This window comes from Acidithiobacillus ferrooxidans ATCC 23270 (assembly GCF_000021485.1).
GTDB classification, from domain to species: domain Bacteria; phylum Pseudomonadota; class Gammaproteobacteria; order Acidithiobacillales; family Acidithiobacillaceae; genus Acidithiobacillus; species Acidithiobacillus ferrooxidans.
Map to the genome: position 1 here is coordinate 185,899 of NC_011761.1, position 21,636 is coordinate 207,534.

19 protein-coding genes and 1 other RNA gene are annotated in these 21,636 nt (G+C 62.6%); 8 read left to right on the top strand and 12 right to left on the bottom strand.

Annotated elements, in window-relative coordinates:
* The 8 genes from mraY to rnpB all read right to left on the bottom strand — a co-directional run bounded on the left by mraY (window position 1) and on the right by rnpB (window position 7,989).
* A complete protein-coding gene (gene mraY, locus AFE_RS00985; RefSeq protein WP_009567102.1) occupies window positions 1–1,083 on the bottom strand; it encodes a phospho-N-acetylmuramoyl-pentapeptide-transferase in 1,083 nt (360 codons plus the stop codon).
* Window positions 1,083–2,435, bottom strand: coding sequence for a UDP-N-acetylmuramoyl-tripeptide--D-alanyl-D-alanine ligase (locus tag AFE_RS00990; protein WP_012536020.1), 1,353 nt, complete (start codon window positions 2,433–2,435; stop codon window positions 1,083–1,085). The genes mraY and AFE_RS00990 overlap by 1 nt, the downstream gene beginning before the upstream one ends.
* On the bottom strand, window positions 2,432–3,883 hold the full coding sequence (locus AFE_RS00995) for a UDP-N-acetylmuramoyl-L-alanyl-D-glutamate--2,6-diaminopimelate ligase (protein WP_009566305.1): 1,452 nt from the start codon (window positions 3,881–3,883) through the stop codon (window positions 2,432–2,434). The genes AFE_RS00990 and AFE_RS00995 overlap by 4 nt, the downstream gene beginning before the upstream one ends.
* Window positions 3,870–5,654 (bottom strand): peptidoglycan D,D-transpeptidase FtsI family protein, encoded by a 1,785-nt coding sequence (locus AFE_RS01000; protein ID WP_012536021.1) that lies wholly within the window; start codon window positions 5,652–5,654, stop codon window positions 3,870–3,872. The genes AFE_RS00995 and AFE_RS01000 overlap by 14 nt, the downstream gene beginning before the upstream one ends.
* On the bottom strand, window positions 5,651–5,914 hold the full coding sequence (gene ftsL / locus AFE_RS01005) for a cell division protein FtsL (protein ID WP_012536022.1): 264 nt from the start codon (window positions 5,912–5,914) through the stop codon (window positions 5,651–5,653). Before ftsL ends, AFE_RS01000 begins: the two co-directional genes overlap by 4 nt.
* Window positions 5,904–6,869 carry a 16S rRNA (cytosine(1402)-N(4))-methyltransferase RsmH gene (rsmH, locus tag AFE_RS01010; RefSeq protein WP_009562424.1) on the bottom strand — a complete coding sequence of 322 codons (966 nt, stop codon included), beginning with the start codon at window positions 6,867–6,869 and terminating at the stop codon, window positions 5,904–5,906. The genes ftsL and rsmH overlap by 11 nt, the downstream gene beginning before the upstream one ends.
* Window positions 6,866–7,321, bottom strand: a complete 456-nt coding sequence (mraZ, locus tag AFE_RS01015; protein ID WP_012536023.1) for a division/cell wall cluster transcriptional repressor MraZ — start codon at window positions 7,319–7,321, stop codon at window positions 6,866–6,868. Before mraZ ends, rsmH begins: the two co-directional genes overlap by 4 nt.
* A 322-nt stretch (window positions 7,322–7,643) precedes the next feature.
* Window positions 7,644–7,989, bottom strand: an RNA gene (gene rnpB / locus AFE_RS15405) — RNase P RNA component class A.
* A gap of 147 nt (window positions 7,990–8,136) precedes the next feature.
* Between rnpB and AFE_RS15425 the strand changes: the two genes are divergently transcribed.
* Window positions 8,137–8,403: a hypothetical protein gene (locus AFE_RS15425; protein WP_009569088.1), complete on the top strand. Its 267-nt coding sequence runs from the start codon at window positions 8,137–8,139 to the stop codon at window positions 8,401–8,403.
* On the opposite strand, the gene AFE_RS01020 is transcribed toward AFE_RS15425, so the two are convergent.
* Genes AFE_RS01020 through AFE_RS01030 form a run of 3 tightly spaced genes read right to left on the bottom strand, consistent with a single transcriptional unit; the run spans window position 8,348 to window position 12,088 of the window.
* Window positions 8,348–9,718 (bottom strand): HD domain-containing protein, encoded by a 1,371-nt coding sequence (locus tag AFE_RS01020; protein ID WP_012536024.1) that lies wholly within the window; start codon window positions 9,716–9,718, stop codon window positions 8,348–8,350. The two genes, AFE_RS15425 and AFE_RS01020, sit on opposite strands and share 56 nt — an antisense overlap.
* Before the next feature lie 5 nt (window positions 9,719–9,723).
* Window positions 9,724–11,466 (bottom strand): AMP-dependent synthetase/ligase, encoded by a 1,743-nt coding sequence (locus AFE_RS01025; protein ID WP_012606522.1) that lies wholly within the window; start codon window positions 11,464–11,466, stop codon window positions 9,724–9,726.
* Window position 11,467: 1 nt separating this feature from the next.
* The gene (locus AFE_RS01030; RefSeq protein WP_012536026.1) at window positions 11,468–12,088 is read right to left on the bottom strand and encodes a glutathione S-transferase N-terminal domain-containing protein; all 621 of its coding nucleotides are present in this window, start codon (window positions 12,086–12,088) and stop codon (window positions 11,468–11,470) included.
* Window positions 12,089–12,377: 289 nt separating this feature from the next.
* On the opposite strand from AFE_RS01030, the gene lpxC reads away from it, so the two are divergent.
* On the top strand, window positions 12,378–13,292 hold the full coding sequence (gene lpxC / locus AFE_RS01035) for a UDP-3-O-acyl-N-acetylglucosamine deacetylase (protein ID WP_009561081.1): 915 nt from the start codon (window positions 12,378–12,380) through the stop codon (window positions 13,290–13,292).
* Here the strand turns inward: lpxC and AFE_RS01040 are convergent.
* Entirely contained in the window at window positions 13,232–13,744 is a 513-nt protein-coding gene (locus AFE_RS01040) for a DciA family protein (protein ID WP_012536027.1), read from the bottom strand. The two genes, lpxC and AFE_RS01040, sit on opposite strands and share 61 nt — an antisense overlap.
* 52 nt (window positions 13,745–13,796) lie before the next feature.
* Between AFE_RS01040 and secA the strand changes: the two genes are divergently transcribed.
* The 6 genes from secA to AFE_RS01070 are packed head-to-tail and all read left to right on the top strand — an operon-like array spanning window position 13,797 to window position 21,518.
* Window positions 13,797–16,541 (top strand): preprotein translocase subunit SecA, encoded by a 2,745-nt coding sequence (gene secA / locus AFE_RS01045; protein WP_012536028.1) that lies wholly within the window; start codon window positions 13,797–13,799, stop codon window positions 16,539–16,541.
* 9 nt (window positions 16,542–16,550) lie between these two features.
* Window positions 16,551–17,777 carry a bifunctional glutamate N-acetyltransferase/amino-acid acetyltransferase ArgJ gene (argJ, locus tag AFE_RS01050; RefSeq protein WP_012536029.1) on the top strand — a complete coding sequence of 409 codons (1,227 nt, stop codon included), beginning with the start codon at window positions 16,551–16,553 and terminating at the stop codon, window positions 17,775–17,777.
* Entirely contained in the window at window positions 17,777–18,766 is a 990-nt protein-coding gene (locus AFE_RS01055) for a Nudix family hydrolase (protein WP_012536030.1), read from the top strand. Before argJ ends, AFE_RS01055 begins: the two co-directional genes overlap by 1 nt.
* Window positions 18,767–19,729 (top strand): glycosyltransferase family 2 protein, encoded by a 963-nt coding sequence (locus AFE_RS01060; RefSeq protein WP_012536031.1) that lies wholly within the window; start codon window positions 18,767–18,769, stop codon window positions 19,727–19,729.
* Window positions 19,730–19,746: 17 nt separating this feature from the next.
* Window positions 19,747–20,442 carry a polysaccharide deacetylase family protein gene (locus AFE_RS01065; RefSeq protein WP_049756713.1) on the top strand — a complete coding sequence of 232 codons (696 nt, stop codon included), beginning with the start codon at window positions 19,747–19,749 and terminating at the stop codon, window positions 20,440–20,442.
* Window positions 20,439–21,518 (top strand): glycosyltransferase family 4 protein, encoded by a 1,080-nt coding sequence (locus AFE_RS01070; protein WP_012536032.1) that lies wholly within the window; start codon window positions 20,439–20,441, stop codon window positions 21,516–21,518. Before AFE_RS01065 ends, AFE_RS01070 begins: the two co-directional genes overlap by 4 nt.
* The last annotated feature ends 118 nt before the right edge of the window (window positions 21,519–21,636 follow it).

Consider the following 21,636-nt stretch of genomic DNA (forward strand, 5'->3'; position numbering starts at 1 on the left):
TCAGCGGATCTTCAGACTGGAAAGGCCAACGAGGACCAGAATCACGGTGATGATCCAGAAACGGACCGCCACCCGGGGTTCGGGCCAGCCTTTTTTTTCAAAATGATGATGCAGGGGCGCCATGCGAAAGACCCGTTTGCCGGTGAGCCGGAAGGAGACCACCTGAATGATGACGGACAAGGTTTCTACCACGAATACGCCGCCCATGATGAATAGCACCAGTTCCTGACGGGCGACGATGGCGACGATGGCCAGCGCCGCACCCAGCGCGAGAGCGCCGGTATCGCCCATGAAGACATCCGCCGGATAGGTGTTGAACCATAGAAAACCCAGCCCCGCACCCACCAGTGCCCCGCAGAATATCAGCATCTGGCCGGAACCCGGCACCCAGGGTACGTCCAGGTAGCGGGCAAAGACGGCGTTGCCCGATACGTAGGCAAATACGCCCAGTGCGCCGGCGACCATGACCGTCGGGACGATGGCCAGGCCGTCCAGACCGTCGGTCAGGTTCACGGCATTGGAGGTGCCGACAATTACGAAATAACTGAAGACGATGAAGCCGGCGCCCATCGGGATCAACACATGCGGTATAAAAGGCAGAATGAGGCTGGTCTCCACGGGATTGCTGGCCAGGGCATAGAGCACCCCCCCCGCGGCAAAGGCCACCAGCGACTGTAAACCGTATTTGGCCCGTGCCGAGAGACCCTTGCTGTTCTGGCGTCGCAGCTTGCGCCAGTCGTCGACGAAACCGATGGCACCAAAGGCCAGGGTGGTGAGCACCGCCACCCAGACCAGCGGATTGCCCAGATCCGACCAGAGCAGGGTTGTCAGAATGACCACCAGCAGGATCAGCGCGCCGCCCATGGTCGGCGTACCCTGCTTGATCAAATGGGTTTCGGGACCGTCATTGCGAACCATCTGACCGATTTTGTAGCGGCGCAGGCGGGCGATGAAGAAGGGGCCGATGAACAGCGAAAGGACCAGCGCGGTGAGGGTGGCGAGCACGCCGCGCAGGGTCAGATACTGAAAAACGTAAAAGCCGTGATAGAGGCTGCCGAGCTGCATGAAGAGGGCGTAGAGCATCAGGCATCCCCCTCGCCGAGGGCTTGCACGACACGCTCCATCCGGGCGGCGCGGGAGCCTTTGATCAGCACCACCGTTTCTTCATCCAGACGACGGTGTAGCGCGGCCAGCAGAGGAGGCAATTCGGAGAATGCCTCGGCGTTGGTCCCGAAGGCATTGGCCGCTTCCTCCGCCAAAGACCCCAGGGTGTAAAGCCGCTCAACGCCGAGCTGGCGGGCCAGCAACCCCGCCTGGTGATGATAGAGTGCGGCCTCGGGGCCCAGTTCACCCATGTCGCCTAATACCAGAATGCGCTGACCCGGCTGTGCGGCGAGCACGCGCAGGGCAGCCTCCAGGGATGCGGGGTTGGCGTTGTAGGTGTCATCCAGCATCCGGCTACCGTGCGGACCGGAGCGCCACTGCAAACGTCCGGGAATGGTTTGCAGCCCCGCCACCGCCCGTTGAATCTGCGGAATGGGAATGTCGAGCGCCAGCGCCGCGGTCGTGGCCGCCAGGACGTTGCGGCCATTGTGTTGACCGGGCAAGGGAATCTCCAGAGTGAATTGCCCTTGCGGAGCGCGCACCTCCAGATGTCCGCCACCCTGTTCGTGGGCGCGCCAGTGTCCCCGCACCCGCGTCGGGCGATGTTCCAAGCTGAAGCGCCAGACTTCGCCGGGCGCCCGTTCCGCCCAGAAATCCGCGAAGGGATCGTCGCCATTGAGGATGGTGAGACCGCGGTTGTCGAGACCGGAGAGAATTTCGCCTTTGGCTGCGGCAATGGCGGCAACGCTGCCGAGGCCTTCCAGATGCGCGGGGGCTGCATTATTGATCAGGGCCAGGGTGGGCCGCGCCAGCCCGCTGAGGAGGGTGAGTTCGCCGGGATGATTCATGCCCATTTCCAGCACCGCGTAGCGATGTTCCGGACCGAGCCTGGCCAGCGTCAGAGGCACGCCGACATGATTGTTCTGGTTACCGCGAGTGGCGAGTACCGGGCCGGACTGGTTAAGGATGGCGGTGAGTACCTCCTTGACCGTGGTTTTGCCGCAGGAGCCGGTCACTGCCAGCAGCGGCAGGCTGAAACGCTGCCGCCAGTGGGCGGTCAGTGTCTGCAACGCGACCAGGGTATCCCTCACCAGGACACCCGGTGCCGACACCGGGATATCCACCAGCACGCCTCCGGCACCCTGTGCGATGGCACCGGGTACGAAGTCCGCGCCATTGCACCGGGTGCCGCGCAAGGCCACGAAAAATTGTCCGCTCAGAACCTCGCGGCTGTCCGTAGTGACACCCTGAATCGTCTGGCTGCCATCGCTGCCGGGCAACAGCGCGCCGCCGGTAATTTCAGCTATTTCCTTCAGCGAATAGCGGATCATACGCGCAGTGCCTCCGTGGCGACGTCGCGGTCCTGCGGAACGGGTTGGCGCTGTCCCATGATCTCCTGGGTGCGCTCGTGTCCCTTACCGGCGATGAGCACCCAATCCCCCGCCCGCGACGCGGCGATGGCGGCCCGGATGGCCGCCGCGCGGTCATGAATCACCGTAGCCTGACCGGGCTGTTCCATACCGCCCAGGATGTCGTCGGCGATAGCCTCGGGCGCTTCGCTGCGCGGGTTATCGTCGGTGAGAATGACGTGGTCGGCAAGGCGTTCGGCTATCCGCCCCATTTCCGGTCGTTTGCCACGATCCCGGTCACCGCCGCAGCCAAAGACCACGGTCACGGCGCCTTTGGCAACTTCGCGCAGGTCGGTCAGCACCCGCCGCAGCGCGTCGGGGGTATGGGCATAGTCGATCATCACCTGCGCCTTGCCGGGGACGGGAGCCAGGCGCTGATAACGACCTTCCGGCAGGTCGAGTCCAGCAATGGCTGCATCGCTGACCGGCCAGCCCATACCTTCGGCGGTCGCCAGCGCGGCCAGTAGATTCTGAACATTGCTGTTACCGATCAGGGGGCTGCGTATGCGTCGCGAACCCGCAGGGGTTCGCAGGTCGAGCAGGGTACCGCTGGCGCCGGGGTGCAACGCGACCGCCTGGTAGTCTCCACTCCCCACCCCGAAGCGTAGCTGCCGAACTTCTGGCGCCATGGCAGCAGCGATCTGCCCGGTGAATGCATCATCACCGTTCAATACGGCCAGGCGGAGGCCTGGCGTCTGGAAGAGACGGGTTTTGCTGGCACCGTAGCGCGCCATATCCCCGTGAAAATCGAGGTGATCCCGACTGAGATTGGTGAATACGGCGGCGGCAAACGGTACTGCTGCCACCCGTTCCAGGGCAAGGGCGTGGGAGGACACCTCCATGGCGATGACCTTGGCGCCCTGATCGCGCAGGGTGGCCATGGTCTGCCACAAAGGGACCGGGTCTGGTGTGGTATTGGCCTGGGAGATCAGCGCATCGACGCGGCCATGGCCGAGGGTGCCGATGATCATGGCCGGCTGCGGGGCGAGTTCGGCAATGAGGCGGGTCACGCTGCTCTTGCCGTTGGTGCCGGTAACGCCAACGATGACGGGCGCCAGACCCTCGTCCCAGCGGTACCAGCGGCGCAGTGCCATACCGAGCAGGGTTCGTGCCTTCGGGCTTTGCCAGACGGGATGATCCTGTCCGCCATGCACGTCCTCGTCACTGCTCTCCAACAGGGCGGCAGCCGCACCCGCCGCCCACGCCTGTTGCAAAAATTGCTGTCCATCGCCATGACGGGTGTTCAGTCCGACATAGAGCATGCCGGGTCGCAGGCGACGGGTGTCGGTTTCAATGCCCTGCAGGGCAATTCCCGCCAGGGCCGCAGGAGCGGCCGGCAGCAGGCGGGCAAGCGTCTCAGTGCGCGGCATCACCAGCCCCCTCGGCCCAGCGCCGCTCCTGTTCCGCCGTCATGGGTTTCCCTGCGGCGGCGTTCCAGCCCTCGGCACCGATATCGGGTTGTACGCCCATTTGGTGCAGGGCGGTGCCCATGGTTACCCGAAATACCGGCGCGGCGACCACGCCGCCATAACGCCATCCCCGAGTTGGTCCACGCACCACTACCGCCATGACAAATTGCGGATTGCGCGCGGGGGCGAAGCCGACAAAGGTGGTATTCACCTGATGCTTATGAAAGCCGCCCTTGCCATTCGCCATGATGGAGGTACCCGTTTTCCCGGCCACCGAATAGCCGGGAATCGCGGCGAGAAAGCCGGTGCCACCCCGGCCGGTCACCCCCGTGAGCCAGTCGCGCAGGCGCGCTGCGGTGGCGGCCGGCATGATTTGCTGACTGTGCGAAGGGGTATTGCCGGTATTGCGCAGCAGGGTGGGCTGGACGTAGACCCCGTTGTTGGCGATGGCGCCATACGCCGCCGCGAGTTGCAGAGGCGTGACCGAGAGGCCGTAACCATAAGCCATGGCCGCGCGTCGCGCAATATCCCAACCCTGCCAGGCGGGAACGGTACCTCCCGCCTCCCCAGGCAGGCCCAACCCGCTCACCTGTCCGAACCCGGCATTGCGCAGCATCTGGTACAGATCGGCAGGCGGTGTGCGCAGGGAAATCTTCGCTGCGCCAATGTTGCTGGAATACTTGAGTACCTGAGCGAGGTCGAGAGTGCCGTGGCGGACGTCATCCTGAATACAGTAATGGGCCACCCGGAAGCAGTTGGTGTCCACATCAAACGTGGAATCGGGCTGGATGCTGCCATCATCCAGCGCAGCAGCGATGGTGAAGGGCTTCATCACCGAGCCGGGTTCCAACGTGTCGGCGACAGCCCGGTTGTTATAGAGGCTGGGCTGAAAGTCCCCACGATCATTGGGGTTGAACGAGGGATAGCTGGCCATGGCCAGGATTTCGCCCGTGCGTACATTCATGAGCACCGCCGCCCCGGAGCGTGCCTGAAAACGCTGAACGGCCGAGGCGAGAGCCGTGTAAGCCACATACTGGATGTTGCGGTCGATACTCAGGGTCAGCGTCTGACCGGGTTGTGCCGGTCGGGCTGTGCCCAGGATCGCCAGGGGGTGCCCCAGATTGTCGCGCAGCCCGGTTTCTTCCCCCGCCTTACCCCGCAGCCACTGATCGTATGCCAGTTCCAGCCCTTCGATGCCGCGCCCGTCCACATTGGTGAAGCCGAGCAACGGCGCGGCGATGCTGCCGGACGGATAGTAACGCCGATTTTCGTTGAAGCTATATAGGCCGGGTATGTGCAGGGCGAGAATGGCAGCGGCACGTTCCGGAGCGATCTGCCGGGCGAGGAAGGCGAACCGGCTGCCGCCGCTATGAATTCGGGTGGCGAGGGTGGCTGCGCTGACCCCCAGAAGGGATGCAATCTGTGGCCACAGCGCCTGCTGGGCATCAAACAACCGGGGATCTACCCAGAGGGTTTGTACCGGGACGGACAGCGCCAGTGGTTTGCCGGAACGATCCAGAACAGCACCGCGCTGCGCCGGCAGGGCAAAATGTCGCAGATAACGCTGGGCACCCTGGCTGCGCAGAAACGGGCCGCGCTCCACCTGTGCCTGCCAGGCTTCTTCCATCACCGCTGCCAGACCCAGCGCGACGATCACCCACAACGCCGTAGCCCGCCATGCGGGGAGCATGACGGTTGGAAGCGGGAGGAGTGGGGCGCCGGGCTGGGTCATCGTGTTCTGACCATGATGATCTGATTGCTTTTGGGGGCAGAAAGCCCAAGCTTCTGGCGGGCAATATCGCCTACACGGGCATTGGAGGCGAGAGTGGCCTGCTCCAGCTCCAGCTGACCCCAGCGATTGTCCAAGGCAAAATGTTTGGCCTGGGCCTCCTGTAACGCAATGAACTGGCTACGGGTATTTTGCCGTGCCGCGACGATGCCGAACAGCGAGGCGGTAATCAGCAGGGCGAGAAGGATGGTGCTACGCCGCATGACGCTCACTCCTTTCGGCAACCCGCAGTACGGCAGAGCGGGAGCGGGGGTTGTCGCGAGTTTCCCGGGGACCGGCACGCAGCGCCTTGCCGGCCGGATGCCATGGCAGGGGCGGGAGTTCGCTGGCGCGCAGCGGGACATCAGCACTGATACGATAATCGTCCGCGCGGAAAAAACGTTTCACCAGACGGTCTTCCAGGGAGTGAAAGCTGATGACCGCCAGCCGGCCCCCGGCGCGTAACGCATTCATGGCCTGAGGAAGGAAGGCCTCCAGTTCTTCCAGTTCGCGGTTGATGAAAATGCGGATGCCCTGAAAACTGCGGGTTGCCGGATGCTGTCCGGTTTCGTGCCGGGGCAGTACCTGGGCGATCAACTCCGCCAGTTGCAAGGTTCTGGTAATGGGCGCCTGTTCCCGGGCCCGCAGGATGGCGCGGGCGATGGGGCGAGCAAAACGTTCTTCGCCGTACTCGCGCAATACCCGCGTCATATCTGCTTCCGTCGCAGTCGCCAGCCACTCTGCCGCACTCCTGTCCGCTCCCGGGTCCATACGCATATCGAGGGGGCCATCGCGCAGGAAACTGAAGCCGCGCGCTGCCTCATCCAGTTGCGGAGAGGACACGCCGAGATCAGCGAGGATGGCGTCCACGCGCTCCCACTCCAGCGCAGCAAGCACTTCGGCCAACTGGCTGAAGCGTGCCTGGCGGATATATACCCGGGAATCCTGCGCGAAGCGCGCGCGCAATGCGGCGATGGCGCTCGGGTCGCGGTCAAGGATGAGTAGGGTGTCCGCCGCGCCGAGTTCCGCCAGCAGCGCTGCGCTATGGCCACCCCGACCACCGGTGGCATCGACGCAGCGCACGGCGGCGCCGGTATGGAGCGCGGGACGCAGGGCGACGATGGTTTCTGCCAGAAGAACGGCAACATGGGTTGCATCTGGCTCATTTGCGCTCCTCACAGGACCAGATCCCCCAAACAGGCAAAACCATCCGCACCGGACAGCCAGGTTTCCTGGCAGGCATCCCAGCGTGCGGCATCCCAGATTTCAAACTTGTCGATCTGACCGACCAGTACCAGTTCCTTGTCGAGTTCCGCAAATTTGCGCAGGTTGGGAGAAAGCAGGATACGGGCCTGGGCATCCAGACGAAGTTCTTCGGATTGTCCCACAAAAAGACGCTGGAACTGCCGGGCCGCGGGGTTGTTGCTGGGGAGTTCGGCGATACGGCGCTCCACCTTTTCCCAGGTGGGCAAGGGGTAGGCTACCAGGCAGCGCTCTCCTTTCTGGCTCTGGGCGTCAATGGTGACGACCAGTTGACCATCACAGTGGGCGTTGAGCCAGTCGCGGAAGCGTGCCGGGACATTCATGCGCCCCTTGCTGTCCAGACTGTGCCGATGGGTTCCCCTAAACATGTCTGTATGCTTCCTCCAAAATCTTCCACTTCAACCCACTTTATCCCACATCTTGAAGATTAGAGGGAAGGCCGCCCGCTGTCAAGGAAAAAACGCGAATAATTACGGCATGTTAGAGCGTGTTTATAAAGAGTAAACAAAATACTTGAAGGGACTTCCGCAATTATCGGATTATATGGTGCAAAATATACTGCATGGAGGACTTTCCAAGGCGGGGGATGCGTGGGCACCATTTGGCGAATACGCTCTATCAGGCTAATTTTAATTGGTGTTTTCAATGATGCTACGGGCACTGTCGGGATGGCGCGCGGCATGTGGTAAAAATTGGAGTGGGCCGATAAGCCGGGTTCTGTCGTGGACGACCATTCCTCTAGGCCTGAACTTACGCGCAGGCTCCAGCAACCTACCCGCATGCACCGCGGGCCACGGTATCGCACGCCTATTTGGTCTTGCTCCAGGCGGGGTTTTCCCTGCCATTCCCGTCGCCGGAAATGCGGTGCGCTCTTACCGCACCTTTTCACCCTTACCGGCGCTTACGCGCTTTGGCGGTATATTTTCTGTGGCACTTTCCGTAGGCTCACGCCTCCCGGCCGTTAGCCGGCGCCTTGCCCTGTGGAGCCCGGACTTTCCTCCCCGGATTGCTCCGCGGCGGTCGTCTGGCCCACTCCGTTGCGGATCATACGCGTTTTGAATCCTCCTGTCAGAAGAAAAACGCGGAGCCGGATTCCCGCACTATACTTCTTACGCTGGGTGCGCAGGTGTAGGTCGCGGCAGGACGCTGTTCAGTGCGGGTCTGCGGAAAGGAGCGAAATGACATGATCAACGATAGTTTTCTCGACGAATCAAGGGAAGTGCCATCGACAGCGCCAATGGAACGGGTGGTCGCGTGGTCCGTTTTCCGGAGCCGTGAGGAGGCGCGGAATCTGGTGGAGCACGTCCATCTGGCTCCAGGGCAAAGCCTCGTCGGTGGCCATGGGCAGGATAGTGTTGCGCCGTACTGGTGGGTGGGAGTGCAGGTGCCAGACGTCAGCCATTGGGGGAACGTGACCGCGGTCCATAAACACGGTCGCCTCGGAGACTGAGTTCGGGCAGGCGTCGGCGCAGTTCCGCCATCAGGCGCTTGCGATCATGGCAAGCACCCACCAGTTGCAGTTCGTGGGCAAGGGCCAGCGCCTTGCCCAACTGCGGTCCGGGGGTGAGTCCCAGTGCCATCAGGTCCGGCCCCTTCAGCAACGGTTTCGGCAGACAGGGCCAGGCATTCATCTCCTGCCAGAGCCTGCGGGCGGTGTCTATGGCCGGTGGGTGCTCCCCGCCTGCCCCGCGCGCGTCTGCCACGGCGACATCCAGCAGCAAGGAGAGGTCCGGAACCTGCAGCGCAAGGTGGGCATAGGCAGCGCGCCCGGCGCCATCGCGGTACAGGGCGTAGGGAGCGCCGTGCCAGCGAATGACCGGCAGTATCTGACGGCTGAGGTGTCTGCCCGGAAAATAGCGGCTCAGAAAAGACTCGGCGGCGGTGCGTGCTCGTTCATGCCCGAAGGCGCGCCAGCGGCCCTGAGGATCGCGCCGGGTGGTGCCGGCTTTGCCGAGATCGTGCAGCAGGGCGCCAAGCATGAGGATGATATCGCGCGACCGGTCGCCGCTGCGCAGTTGGCCGGCAGCAGCCAGTACTCGCCCCGTATGTATCCATACGTCGCCTTCCGGATGGGCATCGGGGCGCTGGGGTACGGCCTGCAGGGCATGGAGTTCGGGGAATCGGGTGACGGCTCCGGTAAGGGCGAGACTATCCCATGCCCGGATCAGGTGCTGGCCGCGCAGAAGCAGCGCCTCCCACTCCTTGCGCAGACGTTCCTCGGGAACGTGCTGGAGGCGGGGCGCCAGTTGGCGGCAGAGGGCGGCAGTCCGGGCTTCAATGGAAAATCCGAGCTGCCCCGCCAGTCGGGCGGCGCGGAAAACGCGCAGGGGGTCCTCGCCGAAACTATCCGCCGACACCATGCGCAGTCGTCGGGCGTGGAGGTCGTCCACACCACCAAAGTGGTCCAGCAGACGCTGCGTCCGCCAGTCCCAGATCAGGGCGTTGACCGAAAAATCTCGCCGCTGTGCGGCGATCTCCCAGGGCAGATGAGGGTCGATACGCCCGCCTTGGGCCTGGGGCAGGGCAATCTCCGCACCCGCTACCACCCACACTGCACAGCGGCCGCCTACCCGATGGGCGCCAAAAGGCATCAGGCACTCCCCCAGGCGTGCCTCGCTCAACCCGTGAATTTCCAGATCCCAGTCGTGGGCGGCCATACCCAGCAGGGCATCCCGCGGCGTGCCGCCCACCACCAGGATTTCTGCCCCGGCCCGCTGCAGGGCCGTGAGAACGGGTGTCAGCGCGGCAGGTGGTTCGAGGCGCATGGTGATCAGCTCTTGCCGCTGCCCATTTGCGTCAGCAGAGCAGCGTAATGTTCGGCGACGACGCGCCGTTTCACTTTGAGGGTGGGTGTCAGTTCGCCATTGGTTTCACTCAGTGCTTCCGGCAGCAGAGCGAAACGCTTCACCTGTTCATGGGAGGGCAGGTCGGCGAGGGCGGTCGCAATGGCCTTCTGGACGGCCTTGCGGGTGGCGGCTTCGTCCGCGTGGTCAACGGCACGCGCTTTGAGGACTTCCTGATTGGGAAAGATGAGCGCCACGAGATAGGGCATTCGGTCACCGAAGACGACGGCCTGTTCGATCAGCGCTTGTGCCATCAGCCGCATCTCGATTTTTTGCGGCGGGATATTCTCGCCGGCGGAGTTGACGATCAGGTCTTTCTTGCGGTCGCTGATTCGCAGGTAACCGTCCGGGTCCAGACTGCCCACATCGCCGGTGTGCAACCAGCCGTCTACCAGTGCCTCGCCCGTCGCACTCTCGTTATTCCAGTAGCCCAGCATGACGGACGGGCCGCGCACCAGGATTTCGCCATCTGCGGCCAGGCGCCCCTCGAGATTGGGCAGAAACCGCCCCACGGTTCCCGGATGAATGGCTTCCAGTGGATTGGCGGCGATCACCGGACTCGCTTCAGTCATACCGTACCCTTCCACAATGGGCAATCCCAGGTCAACGAAGAAGCGGGTGATCCCGGCGTCCAGCGGCGCGCCGCCGGAGACGAAGAAACGCAGGCGCCCGCCCAGTTTCTTGCGGAGACTGCGGATCAGCAGGCGGCGGGTAAGGGAACGTTGCCAGCGCGCCGCCGGACGCCCGTGCGGATCGAGCCCTGCCCCCCGGCGCAGAAAACGCCCGAGCAGGCCCGGTCGGTCTTCGATACCTCGTCGTACCCGACCATAGAGTAGTTGAAAAACGCGCGGCACGGCGACCACTATGTTCGGATGCGACGTTGCCATGTCGCGGAGGACGGTGTCCGGGCGCTCCGCGTAGGCCACTTCCAGGCCCAGCAGGTAGGCGCCGAAATGCCCGGTACCGCGTTCAAAGACATGGGACAGAGGCAGTATGGAAAGCAGGCGTTGTCCAGCATGCAACGGTACCAGTGGCAGAAAGCCTTCGATGTTGCTGAGGATGTTGCCGTGACTGAGCATGACGCCCTTGGGCCAACCCGTCGTCCCGGAAGTGTAGACGATGGTTGCGGTTTGCTGGCGCTGCAAGCCCGCCAGACGTTCTTCCAGCCCGCTATCCGGTACCGTTGCTGCCTCGTTCTTCAGTGATGCCCAATGGCGCAGGCCGGCGTTCTGCGCGGCCGCCGCGTCGCGCAGCAGGATACGGTCGTCGGCCACGCCCCAGCCCCCCTCGCCCCCCAGTCGTTGCCATTCCGCAGCGCCTTCCAGCAGTATCAACCCGGCGCCGCTGTCACCCAGTACAAAGTGAATCTCGCGCGGGCTGAATGTCGGGTAGAGAGGGACGGTAATGGCGCCAACGTTGAGGATGGCAAAATCCATGATAGCCCAGTCCACGGAGTTGGGCGCCATCAGAATGACCCGCTCGCCCCGGCGCACCCCCAGGTGCAGAAGTCCCCGCGCCCGCGCCCGTACCTGTCCGGCGAAGGCTGCTGCGGTCATCGGCTGAAAAACGTCGTCCTGTCGTTGCAGGGCGATGGTCCCGCCGGGAGCGCGGGCACAGCGTGCGAAGAGGCCCTCGGGCAGGCTCTGGAAATGGCCGAGATCGATGGTCATATCAGCGCATGGCCTTCTCGGCAGGCGTCAGGCTGCGTTTGAAGCTCTCCATGCCGAAGATGCGATCCATATAATTCTGGGTGGCACGGGCTGCGGCGGGTAGAGAGATGTCCAGTACCGGCATGCGCCACAGGAGTGGGGCGATAGCACAGTCGAGTACCGAAAGGTCGTCACCAAAGAGGTAACGCTGTTGGCTGAAGATGCTGTTCAGCCCGGCGAGGGTACTGCGAATCTGTTCCTTGGCGGTTTTGACCTGCTCGGCACCGTAGCCGGGCTGAAAGAGCGGTGCAAACCAGTCACGGTCGAAACGCAGGAGACCCAGGCGCACCTTGGCACGGGATATGGGGTCTACCGGAATCAGTGGCGGATGGGGGAACCGCTCGTCAAGGTACTCCATGATCAGGACCGATTCGTGAATGGCCAGATCGCGATCCACCAAGGTCGGCACTTGGTTGTAGGGATTGAGTTCCGCAAGGTCTTCGGGCCGGTTGCCGAGATCGACGTCGATGATCTGGTATTCCATAGCCTTCTCTTCCAGCACGAAACGCACACGGTGCGCGAAGACACAATCGTTGCTGGAGTAGAGCGTCATGAGGGTTTTTTTGCTGCTGGGGGTGGCCATGATCTGTGTCCTTCTATCGGAGAAGCCTGGTTACTATGCGACGGCCGCTGAGCGATCGCGCATCCGGCAATTATACATAACCGGACGCGCCTTTGGGTGATCGGCGCGGCGGCCGGCGGGAAAAAGCTTCTATGGCATGTGTTAACAAATGTCAACGGCATATTGTCAAGACTGACCAGCCCCTGTAAACTGCCTGACCAGTCGGTTAGTTGTATAGAGACAACAAAAGTTGTAAAGTAGAGATACTTATTCAGTGGGAGGGCGATCCCTCAGGTCGCGGAAGAAGGCTATGATACGTCAGCGTACACTTAAGAACATGATCTGGGGTACAGGAATCGGTTTGCACAGTGGCAAGAAGGTCTACATCGGCCTGCGCCCGGCACCTGTAAACACGGGGATCGTATTCCACCGCAGCGATATCGAGGGTGGCGCCTGGATCAAAGCGGACCCGCTCCATGTGGTGGATACCCGCCTTTCCACCAATATCGGCGATGGCCATATCCGGGTTGGCACCGTTGAACACCTGATGTCGGCCTTGGCGGGTCTTGGTATCGACAATGCCTATGTGGATCTCGACGGACCCGAAGTGCCCATCATGGATGGTAGCGCTGCGCCCTTCGTATTCCTCATCCAGTGCGCGGGGATTGAAGAGCAGAATGCCCCGAAGCGATTCATCCGCATCACCAAACCGCTCAAGGCGGAAGATGGCGATCGCTGGGTACAACTGGAGCCATTCGAAGGCTTCAAGGTGAGTTTCGCCATCGATTTCGACCATCCGGTGATGAAAAACGGCGGTCAGGAGGTGACGGTGGACTTTGCCCGCACTTCTTACCTCAAGGAAGTGGCCCGTGCGCGAACCTTCGGCTTCATGCGCGAAGTCGAAGCGTTGCGGCGGATGGGCTTGGCCCTCGGCGGCAATCTGGACAACGCTATCGTGGTCGACGATTACCGTGTGCTCAACGAAGAAGGGCTGCGCTACACCAATGAGTTCGTGCGCCATAAGGTGCTGGATTCCATAGGTGATCTCTACCTGCTCGGGCATCCGCTGGTCGGCCATTTTTCCGGACACAAGGCCGGACACGCCCTCAACAACAGTCTGCTGCGGGCGCTGCTTCTCCGTCAGGACGCCTGGGAGTTTGTGGATTACGCCGAGCGGCGTGCGCCGTTTTCCTTTGCCGACACCTTGGTGACGGCCTCCGCCTGAAGACGGTCCATGGTGTTGGCCAGGCGCTGCAGGGCGGCGGCGACGGCCTGGGGCACCTGCCCGGTCACGGCGCGCAGCGCCTCGGGTGCCTCTGCTGAAATCTGAGGCGCCCGCTGAATTCCTGCCGACTGCGGCAGCCGGTATGACCAGGGCCGGACTGTGGCGACGATTTGCCTCGCCGACGTTTCCGGGAAACGGGTATTCCATCGTTTCAGTATGTTTTTTTCATTTCTTCGCAGCCAGGAAATCCATACCGGGCTCTGACAAAGTACGCTCAGCACCCCCCCGGACCAGTCAACCAGCCAAGTTTGATCCTGTGCTTCCAGTGCCAGTAACCCGTTCCAGTCGACCTGACGCTCGCGCAGCAGTGTTCCGCGACGGCAGACCTCTGCGATGGGTCCTGAAGAACCTTGCGTCATGGTGCGCCAGGCGTGCCACCGTTTATCATCCATAGGCTTTCATGCTACCCTGCTCGATATTTTTTACTAGGTTCGTGTACTCATCATGTTTGGAACTATCATCCGCCATGTCGTCGGCAGCCGCAATGACCGACTGATCAAGAAGGCCCGTGCCATTGTAGCGCAGGTCAACGCCCTGGAAGACCGCTTCAAGGCCATGGACGACGCGACCCTTGCTGCACAGACCGCGATCTTCCGGGAACGGCTGGCCCGTGGTGAACCCCTCGATGCCCTGTTGCCGGAGGCGTTCGCCGTGGTGCGTGAGGTGAGCCGGCGGGTAATGGGCATGCGCCAGTACGATGTGCAGATCATCGGTGGTTTCATGCTCCATGAAGGTAAAATTGCCGAGATGCGCACTGGCGAGGGCAAGACCCTCGTTGCGACCTTGCCGGCCTACCTCAACGCCCTGCAGGGTAAGGGTGTGCATGTGGTGACCGTCAATGACTATCTGGCCAGCCGCGATGCCGAGTGGGTCGGCAAGATTCACCGTTTTCTGGGCCTGAGCGTAGGTACCATCATCTCGGATCTGTCCAGTGAGGAGCGCCGCGCCGCCTATGCGGCCGACATCACCTACGGCACCAATAACGAGTTCGGTTTCGATTATCTGCGGGATAACATGGCGTTTTCTCCGGCCGATCGGGTGCAGCGCGGCCTGCACTACGCCATCATCGACGAAGTGGATTCCATCCTGATCGACGAGGCGCGTACCCCGCTCATCATCAGTGGTCCCACCGAGGAAAATACCGACCTTTACTACCGGGTGGACAAACTCGTCGGGAGTTTTGTCGTCGATGAGGACTATACGGTCGATGAAAAGGCCCGGCAGGTCATGCTTACGGAGGAGGGGATCGAAAAGGCGGAACGCCTGATGGCGGAGAGCGGTCTGCTGGTCGACGGCGACCTCTACGATCTGGCCAACGTCACCCTGGTCCATCACCTCAACCAGGCGTTGCGGGCCCATGTGATCTACCGGCGGGAGACGGATTATATCGTTCGCGACGGAGAGGTCTGTATCGTCGACGAATTCACCGGACGCATGATGTCCGGGCGGCGCTGGTCTGATGGCCTGCATCAGGCGGTGGAAGCCAAGGAAGGGGTGGCGGTCCAGAATGAGAACCAGACCCTGGCCTCCATCACCTTTCAGAATTATTTCCGCATGTACGAAAAGCTGTCGGGCATGACCGGGACTGCTGACACAGAAGCCTTTGAACTGAATCAGATTTACGGTCTGGAAGTGGTGATCATACCGACGCACAGGCCGGTGTGCCGGACGGATTTCGCCGATCTTATCTACCGGACCAGTCAGGAGAAATGGAAAGCGATAGTGGAAGACATCCGCGGCTGTCAACAGCGCGGGCAGCCGGTACTGGTGGGTACCACCTCTATCGAACACAACGAGTTTCTGTCTCATCTGCTCAAGCAGGCGCGGATTTCCCATGAAGTGCTGAACGCCAAACAGCATCAGCGCGAGGCGGAGATCATTGCCCAGGCGGGCACGCCGGGGGCGGTGACCATCGCCACCAACATGGCGGGACGGGGTACCGACATCGTGCTGGGCGGCAATGTCGGCCATCAGGTGGATATGGTGCTGGCCAATCCGGATCTGGAAGAGGAGGAAAAAACCCGGCGGATCGAGTCTCTCAAGAGCGGTTGGCAGGGACTGCATGACGCGGCGATAGCGGCGGGCGGATTGCATATCATCGGTACCGAACGTCATGAATCGCGGCGGATAGACAACCAGTTGCGCGGGCGGTCCGGCCGCCAGGGCGACCCCGGCACCACCCGTTTCTACCTTTCCCTGGATGACCCCCTGATGCGCATTTTCGGCAGCGATCGTCTGAGTGGCCTGATGCAGAAGCTGGGCATGAAGGAGGGGGAGGCGATCGAGCATCCCTGGGTGACCAAGTCCATCGAGAATGCCCAGCGCAAGGTGGAAAGCCGCAACTTCGATATCCGCAAACAATTGCTGGAATACGACGACGTGGCCAACGAGCAGCGCCGGATCATCTATCAGCAGCGCAACGCCTTCATGGATGCCGATGATGTCAGTGCGGAAATCAGGGCGTTGCGCGACGATGTTCTGGACGCAGTGCTGGCCGCCACGGCGCCTGAAGGCGTTATGGAAGAGCGCTGGGATCTGCCAGGTCTGGAAGCGGCACTGGACCGGATTTTTGGCCTGCAGGTCCCGGTCGGGCAATGGCTGGAGCAGGATAAAGGGCTCACTCACGCGGCGCTACGTGAGCGGATCATGGAGATGGTGTTGTCCGCTTACGCGGCCAAGGAGTCTCTCATGGGCAGCGAGATGACCCGCCACTTCGAAAAGTCCATCCTGCTGCAGGTCCTGGACAGCCAGTGGAAGGACCATCTGGCGAGCATGGATCATCTCCGCGAAGGCATTCACCTGCGTGGATATGCCCAGAAGAATCCCAAACAGGAGTACAAGCGGGAGTCTCTGATCATGTTCAACGCCATGCTGGATCAGTTGCGCGAAGAAGTGGTCAGCACCCTCTCGCGCCTGCATGTGAGTCCGGCTCCGGCGGAGCCGCTGGATTGGGACGCCATCGCCCGTGCCGCCCAGCCTCGACATTTGCAGTTTTCCCATCCGGATTTTGCAGCGGCGGCGGCACCGCTTGTCGAGGATGCCGGCCTCGCACTGACAGGGCTGGGCGTCATTGGTGAACAGGAGGCCGGTCACAGCCCCGCGATCAGTGACGACAAGGTGGGACGGAATCAGCCGTGCCCTTGCGGTTCCGGCAAAAAGTACAAGCATTGTCACGGGCGCCTGCAATAAGGATAGCGTATGGCCGTCGGTCTTGATCCTCCCCGGAATATCCTGCCCATAGCCGGGGTTCGCCTGAGCGTGGCGGAGGCGGGTATTCGTTATGTGGGTCGCCGTGATCTGACCCTGATTCATCTCGCCGAGGGGTCCCAGGTGGCGGCCGTTTTTACCCGCAACCGCTTTTGTGCCGCGCCCGTACTGGTGGCACGGCATCATCTGGCGGAAGGGCCCGGCGTGCGGGCGCTGGTGATCAATACGGGCAATGCCAATGCCGGTACGGGTGTGGCTGGTTTGCGGGCGGCAGAGGCGAGTTGCCGGGAAGTGGCCGAACAGTTGGGCTGCGCGCCCGGAGCGGTGCTGCCCTTCTCCACCGGGGTGATCGGTGAGCCTGTGGCGCTGGCGGAAAAAATCGCCGCAGTCTTGCCGGCCTGCGTTGCCGGACTCGCCGAGGACCAATGGGAGGCCGCTGCGGCGGCGATCATGACCACCGACACCGTCGCCAAGTGCTGTTCCCGGCAGATCGAGATGGACGGCGTTACGATCACGGTGACCGGCATGGCCAAAGGGTCGGGGATGATCCGTCCCGATATGGCCACGATGCTGGCCTACATCGCCACCGATGCCCCGCTGCATGGGGCAGCCTTGCAGCAGTGCCTGCGGGAGGCCATGGCGCAGTCCTTCAACCGCATCACGGTGGACGGCGATACCTCCACCAACGATGCCTGCGTCCTGATGGCGACGGGACGGGCGGCGCTACCGCCCGTTACGAAGGCGACAGATCCCCGCTACGGGAAACTGAGAGACACCATCACCCTCGTTGCACAATGGCTGGCACAGGCGGTTGTGCGCGACGGCGAGGGGGCGACCAAGTTCATTCCGATCCGTATTTCGGGCGGGTATGATGAGGCGGAGTGCTTGCGGGTGGCCTACCGCATGGCCCATAGCCCCTTGATCAAGACCGCGTTCTTTGCCTCTGACCCGAACTGGGGGCGCTTGCTGGCGGCCATTGGTTCAGCCGGCGTCGACGACCTGGATGTGGCGGGCGTGCAGGTCTGGCTGGGCGATACGCGCATCGTGCGGGATGGTGCCCGCGACCCCGCTTACAGCGAGGCGGCTGGACAGGCGGTAATGGTTCAGGAGGAAATCCCGGTGCGGGTTGATCTGGGCAGGGGGGCCGCCGAAGCGCAAATCTGGACCTGCGACTTGTCCTATGACTATGTACGTATCAATGCCGATTACCGTAGCTGATGCCCACCGTTCCCGTCGCAACCGGAATCATTGAAGACGCCTTCGGGCGCCTGCTGGTTGCGCTGCGCCCGGAGGGCAAGCCCTGGCCGGGGTTCTGGGAGTTTCCCGGCGGCAAGGTCGATCCCGGCGAAACGCCGGAACAGGCGCTGGTCCGGGAACTCTGGGAAGAGTTGGGGGTTACGGTAACCGCGCCGGAACCCTTCCGGGAGCTGGAATATACCTATCCGGAACGGACGGTGCGCGTGCATTTCTACCGGGTGCGGCACTGGACGGGCACGGCCCATGGTCGCGAGGGACAGGAAGTACGCTGGCTTTTTCCCTGGGAGATCCCGGCGCTGGAGTGTCTCCCCGCGAACCTCCGTCTGACTGCGGACGTGTTGGCGGAGGCTCTGCCCCAGCCGCCCCTCTGCCTGATTGCGGATCCGGGAAGGTTGCCCCTGCCCGATTTCCGGCGCGCACTGGAGGCGGCCCTTGATGCCGGATTGCGCTGGCTGGTGTTGCGCTGCAAAGCGGTGCCTGACGGCTCCAGCGCCGACGTGTTGGCGGCACTATGCGCCGGGGCGTTGGCGGGGGGTGTGCAGGTCTACCTCAATCATCCCGACCCCTTGCCCGGCTGGCCAAGGACCGGTCGTCACCTGACCCAGGCGCAGTCAGACGCGGGCGTAAAACCCGATGAGGCATTCGGGGTATCCTGCCATGACGCTGCGGGCTTGCAACAGGCGGCGCGTCTGGGCGCGCGTTATGCCTTTCTCTCGCCGATTTTCCCCACTTCCAGCCATCCGGATACGGAGGCGCTGGGACCCGAGGTTTTCGCGGCGATGGCCGCTGAGTCTTCTCTACCCCTCATTGCGCTCGGCGGAATGACGGCGGCACGGGTGCCGGAGGCGCTGGCGGCAGGTGCACGGGGTGTGGCGGTGCTCTCCGGCATTCTCGAAGCGCAGGATCCCGCGGCCGCTACCCGCGCCTTGCTTCGGCACTGGGAGCGATAAATGGCCCTGGTTTCCGTCGTGATCCCGCTCTACAACGAGATCGACAATGTCTCACCGCTTTGTGCGGCCCTCGGCAACGCCCTGGGAGACACCGACGCCGAAGTGATCGTCGTCGATGACGGCAGCCGGGACGGGAGTGCCGCCGCGCTGGACCGGGAGGCGGAGGCGCGCGGCCCGCGTTTCAAGGTCATCCACTTGCAACGGAATTTCGGGCAGACAGCGGCGATGCAGGCGGGGATCGACGCTGCCCTGGGCGAGGTGATCGTGACCCTGGATGCGGATCTGCAAAATGATCCGGAAGATATCCTGCCTCTGGCGCGGCGTCTGCTGGAGGAGAATCTGGACGTGGTGGCCGGCTGGCGGAAAAACCGGCAGGATGGTCTGTTGTTGCGCAAGATTCCGTCGCGGATTGCCAATCGTCTGATCCGCCGCCTCACCGGGGTTTATCTGCACGATTATGGCTGTACCCTCAAAGCCTATCGGGCCTCGGTGATCAAGGGGGTGCGCCTGTATGGCGAAATGCATCGCTTTATCCCGGCCTGGCTTTCCACCCTGACTTATACGGATCGCATCGTCGAGGTGCCGGTACGGCACCATCCGCGCCGGGCGGGGCACAGCAAATACGGCATCACCCGTACCTTCCGGGTGCTGGTGGATCTGCTCTTCGTCAAGTTTTTCCTGGGCTATAGTCAGCGGCCCATGCATTTTTTCGGGGTGATCGGATTGATCCTCCTGAGCAGCGGTTCGGCCATGCTGCTGTATCTTTTTGTGGATAAATTTGGCTATGGCGCTACGATTTCCGGACGCCCCATGCTGATTGCCGGTGTGCTGTTTTTCCTTGCCGGGTTGCAATTCCTCAATACCGGCATCCTCGGCGAGATGCTGGTGCGCGTCTACCATGAGTCTCAGGATAAAAAGACTTATGTGGTCCGCCATACCGTACATCTCGATCCGCCCGCGTGAAGCCGGTTCCCATTCTGATGTACCACAACATAGCGGTGGCCCCGAAAGGGGTTGGGCTGCGTGGCCTCTATGTTTCGCCTCGGCGCTTTGCGCGGCAGATGGCGCTGCTGCACTGGTTGGGTTACCGCGGTTTGTCCATGTCCGCGGCGTTGCCCTATCTGCGTGGTGAGCGCGAGGGCAAGGTAGCGGTGATTACTCTGGACGACGGTTATCGGGATAACTTCGAATGCGCGTTGCCGGTGCTGCTGCACTACGGGTATACCGCCACTTGCTACGTGGTGAGTGCCGCCATCGGTACCGACAATCATTGGGATGCGCAGCAGCTTGGTACACATAAGCCACTGATGAACCTGAATGAATTATGCCGATGGCGGGATGCCGGGATGGAGGTCGGGGCGCACAGCCGCCATCATCCCCATTTGCCGGAACTGAGTGAGCCCGAATTGGACGACGAGGTGGCAGGATCCAAGCGCGAGCTGGAAGGGCTTTTGGCGGTGCCGGTGACCCAGTTCTGTTATCCCTACGGTGCGGCGGGGCCGCGCGAGCAGGAGGCGGTCCGGCGCGCCGGCTTTGCCGCCGCGGTGACCGTGCGGCGGGGTCGCGCCCGGCCCGGTGGGGATCTCTTCGGCTTGCCACGGGTGATGGTCGGCGGACACCACGCGCCGCATGTGTTTCCCCTGCAACTGCTGACCACGCATGAGGACCACCATTGATCGCAGTTCCGCGTCGCCTGCTCTGGGTGGGCACCAACCCCGGCGGTGGTGGCACGGAGACGCACATGATCACCCTGAGTCGCGCCCTGGCCGATCAGGGGGCGGAGGTGCATTGTCTGGTGCATCCGCAAGGACGGATCGCGCAGGCGCTGGAGACCGCGCCGGTCACCAGGCATTTCGGAGTCTTCCGCAACAGCGCCGATCCCGGCGGCATCCGTGCCTTGCGTCGGGCTATCCGTATGGTGCAGCCGGACTGGGTTATCGGCAGCTTCAGCAAGGAATACTGGCCGCTGGCACTGATCAGCCGCAGTGAGGGGCGGCCTCTTGCATTGTTCCGGCACATGGATCTGCACCTCAAGCCCGGTACCCGCTGGCTGCTCTCGCGTTGGCCTCTGCGCTTGTTCGCGATCTCCGCCTATCTGCGGGAGCGGCTGATCCTGCAGGGCGTGCCCGCCGAACGTGTCGAAGTATTGGCGAATCCCCTGCGTCTGGCAGATTTTCAGCGTGATTTCACGGCGCGAACGCGGCAGCGCGCCGCCTTGGGATTGACGGATGAGGATTTTCTCGTGGGCTTTGTCGGCGCCTGGCATCGTGGCAAGGGTGTGTTCCTGCTTGCCGATGCCATCGACGCCGCGCATGCCACCGATGCACGGGTGCATGGACTGTGGTTGGGGGGAGGCACCCATGAAGCGGAGTTGCGCGCGTATCTGGAGGATAAGCCCTGGCATCATCTGCTGGGCTGGCAAGATCCGGCAACGCCCTGGTACAGCGTCATGGATACCCTTGCCTTGCCTTCCATCGAGCCGGATACCTTTGGCCGCGTCTGTCTGGAGGCGCAGGCCTGCGCGACACCGGTGCTGGGTGCGGCCATGGGGGGTATTCCCGAGAGCTTTGCGGCGGATCGGAGCGGTTTGTTATTGCCTGCCGGAAACATGGCATGCTGGCGGGACGCTATCCTCCGCTTGACGGCGGATCGGCATTTGTGCGCGGAGTTCGGTGCCGCCGGTCCGGAATATGCCCGGCATTTTGACGCCGGCATCATCGCCCGTGATCTTCTGGCCAGCCTGCCGCGATGACACCGATGCGTCTGCACTTTATGATGGGCGGCGTATTCTGTTCGCTGAGCCGGGAGGAAAGTGCATGCAAGTAACGATATTGCGGTGGTTGTCTGTCAAGGAGCATGTGGCTGGACAG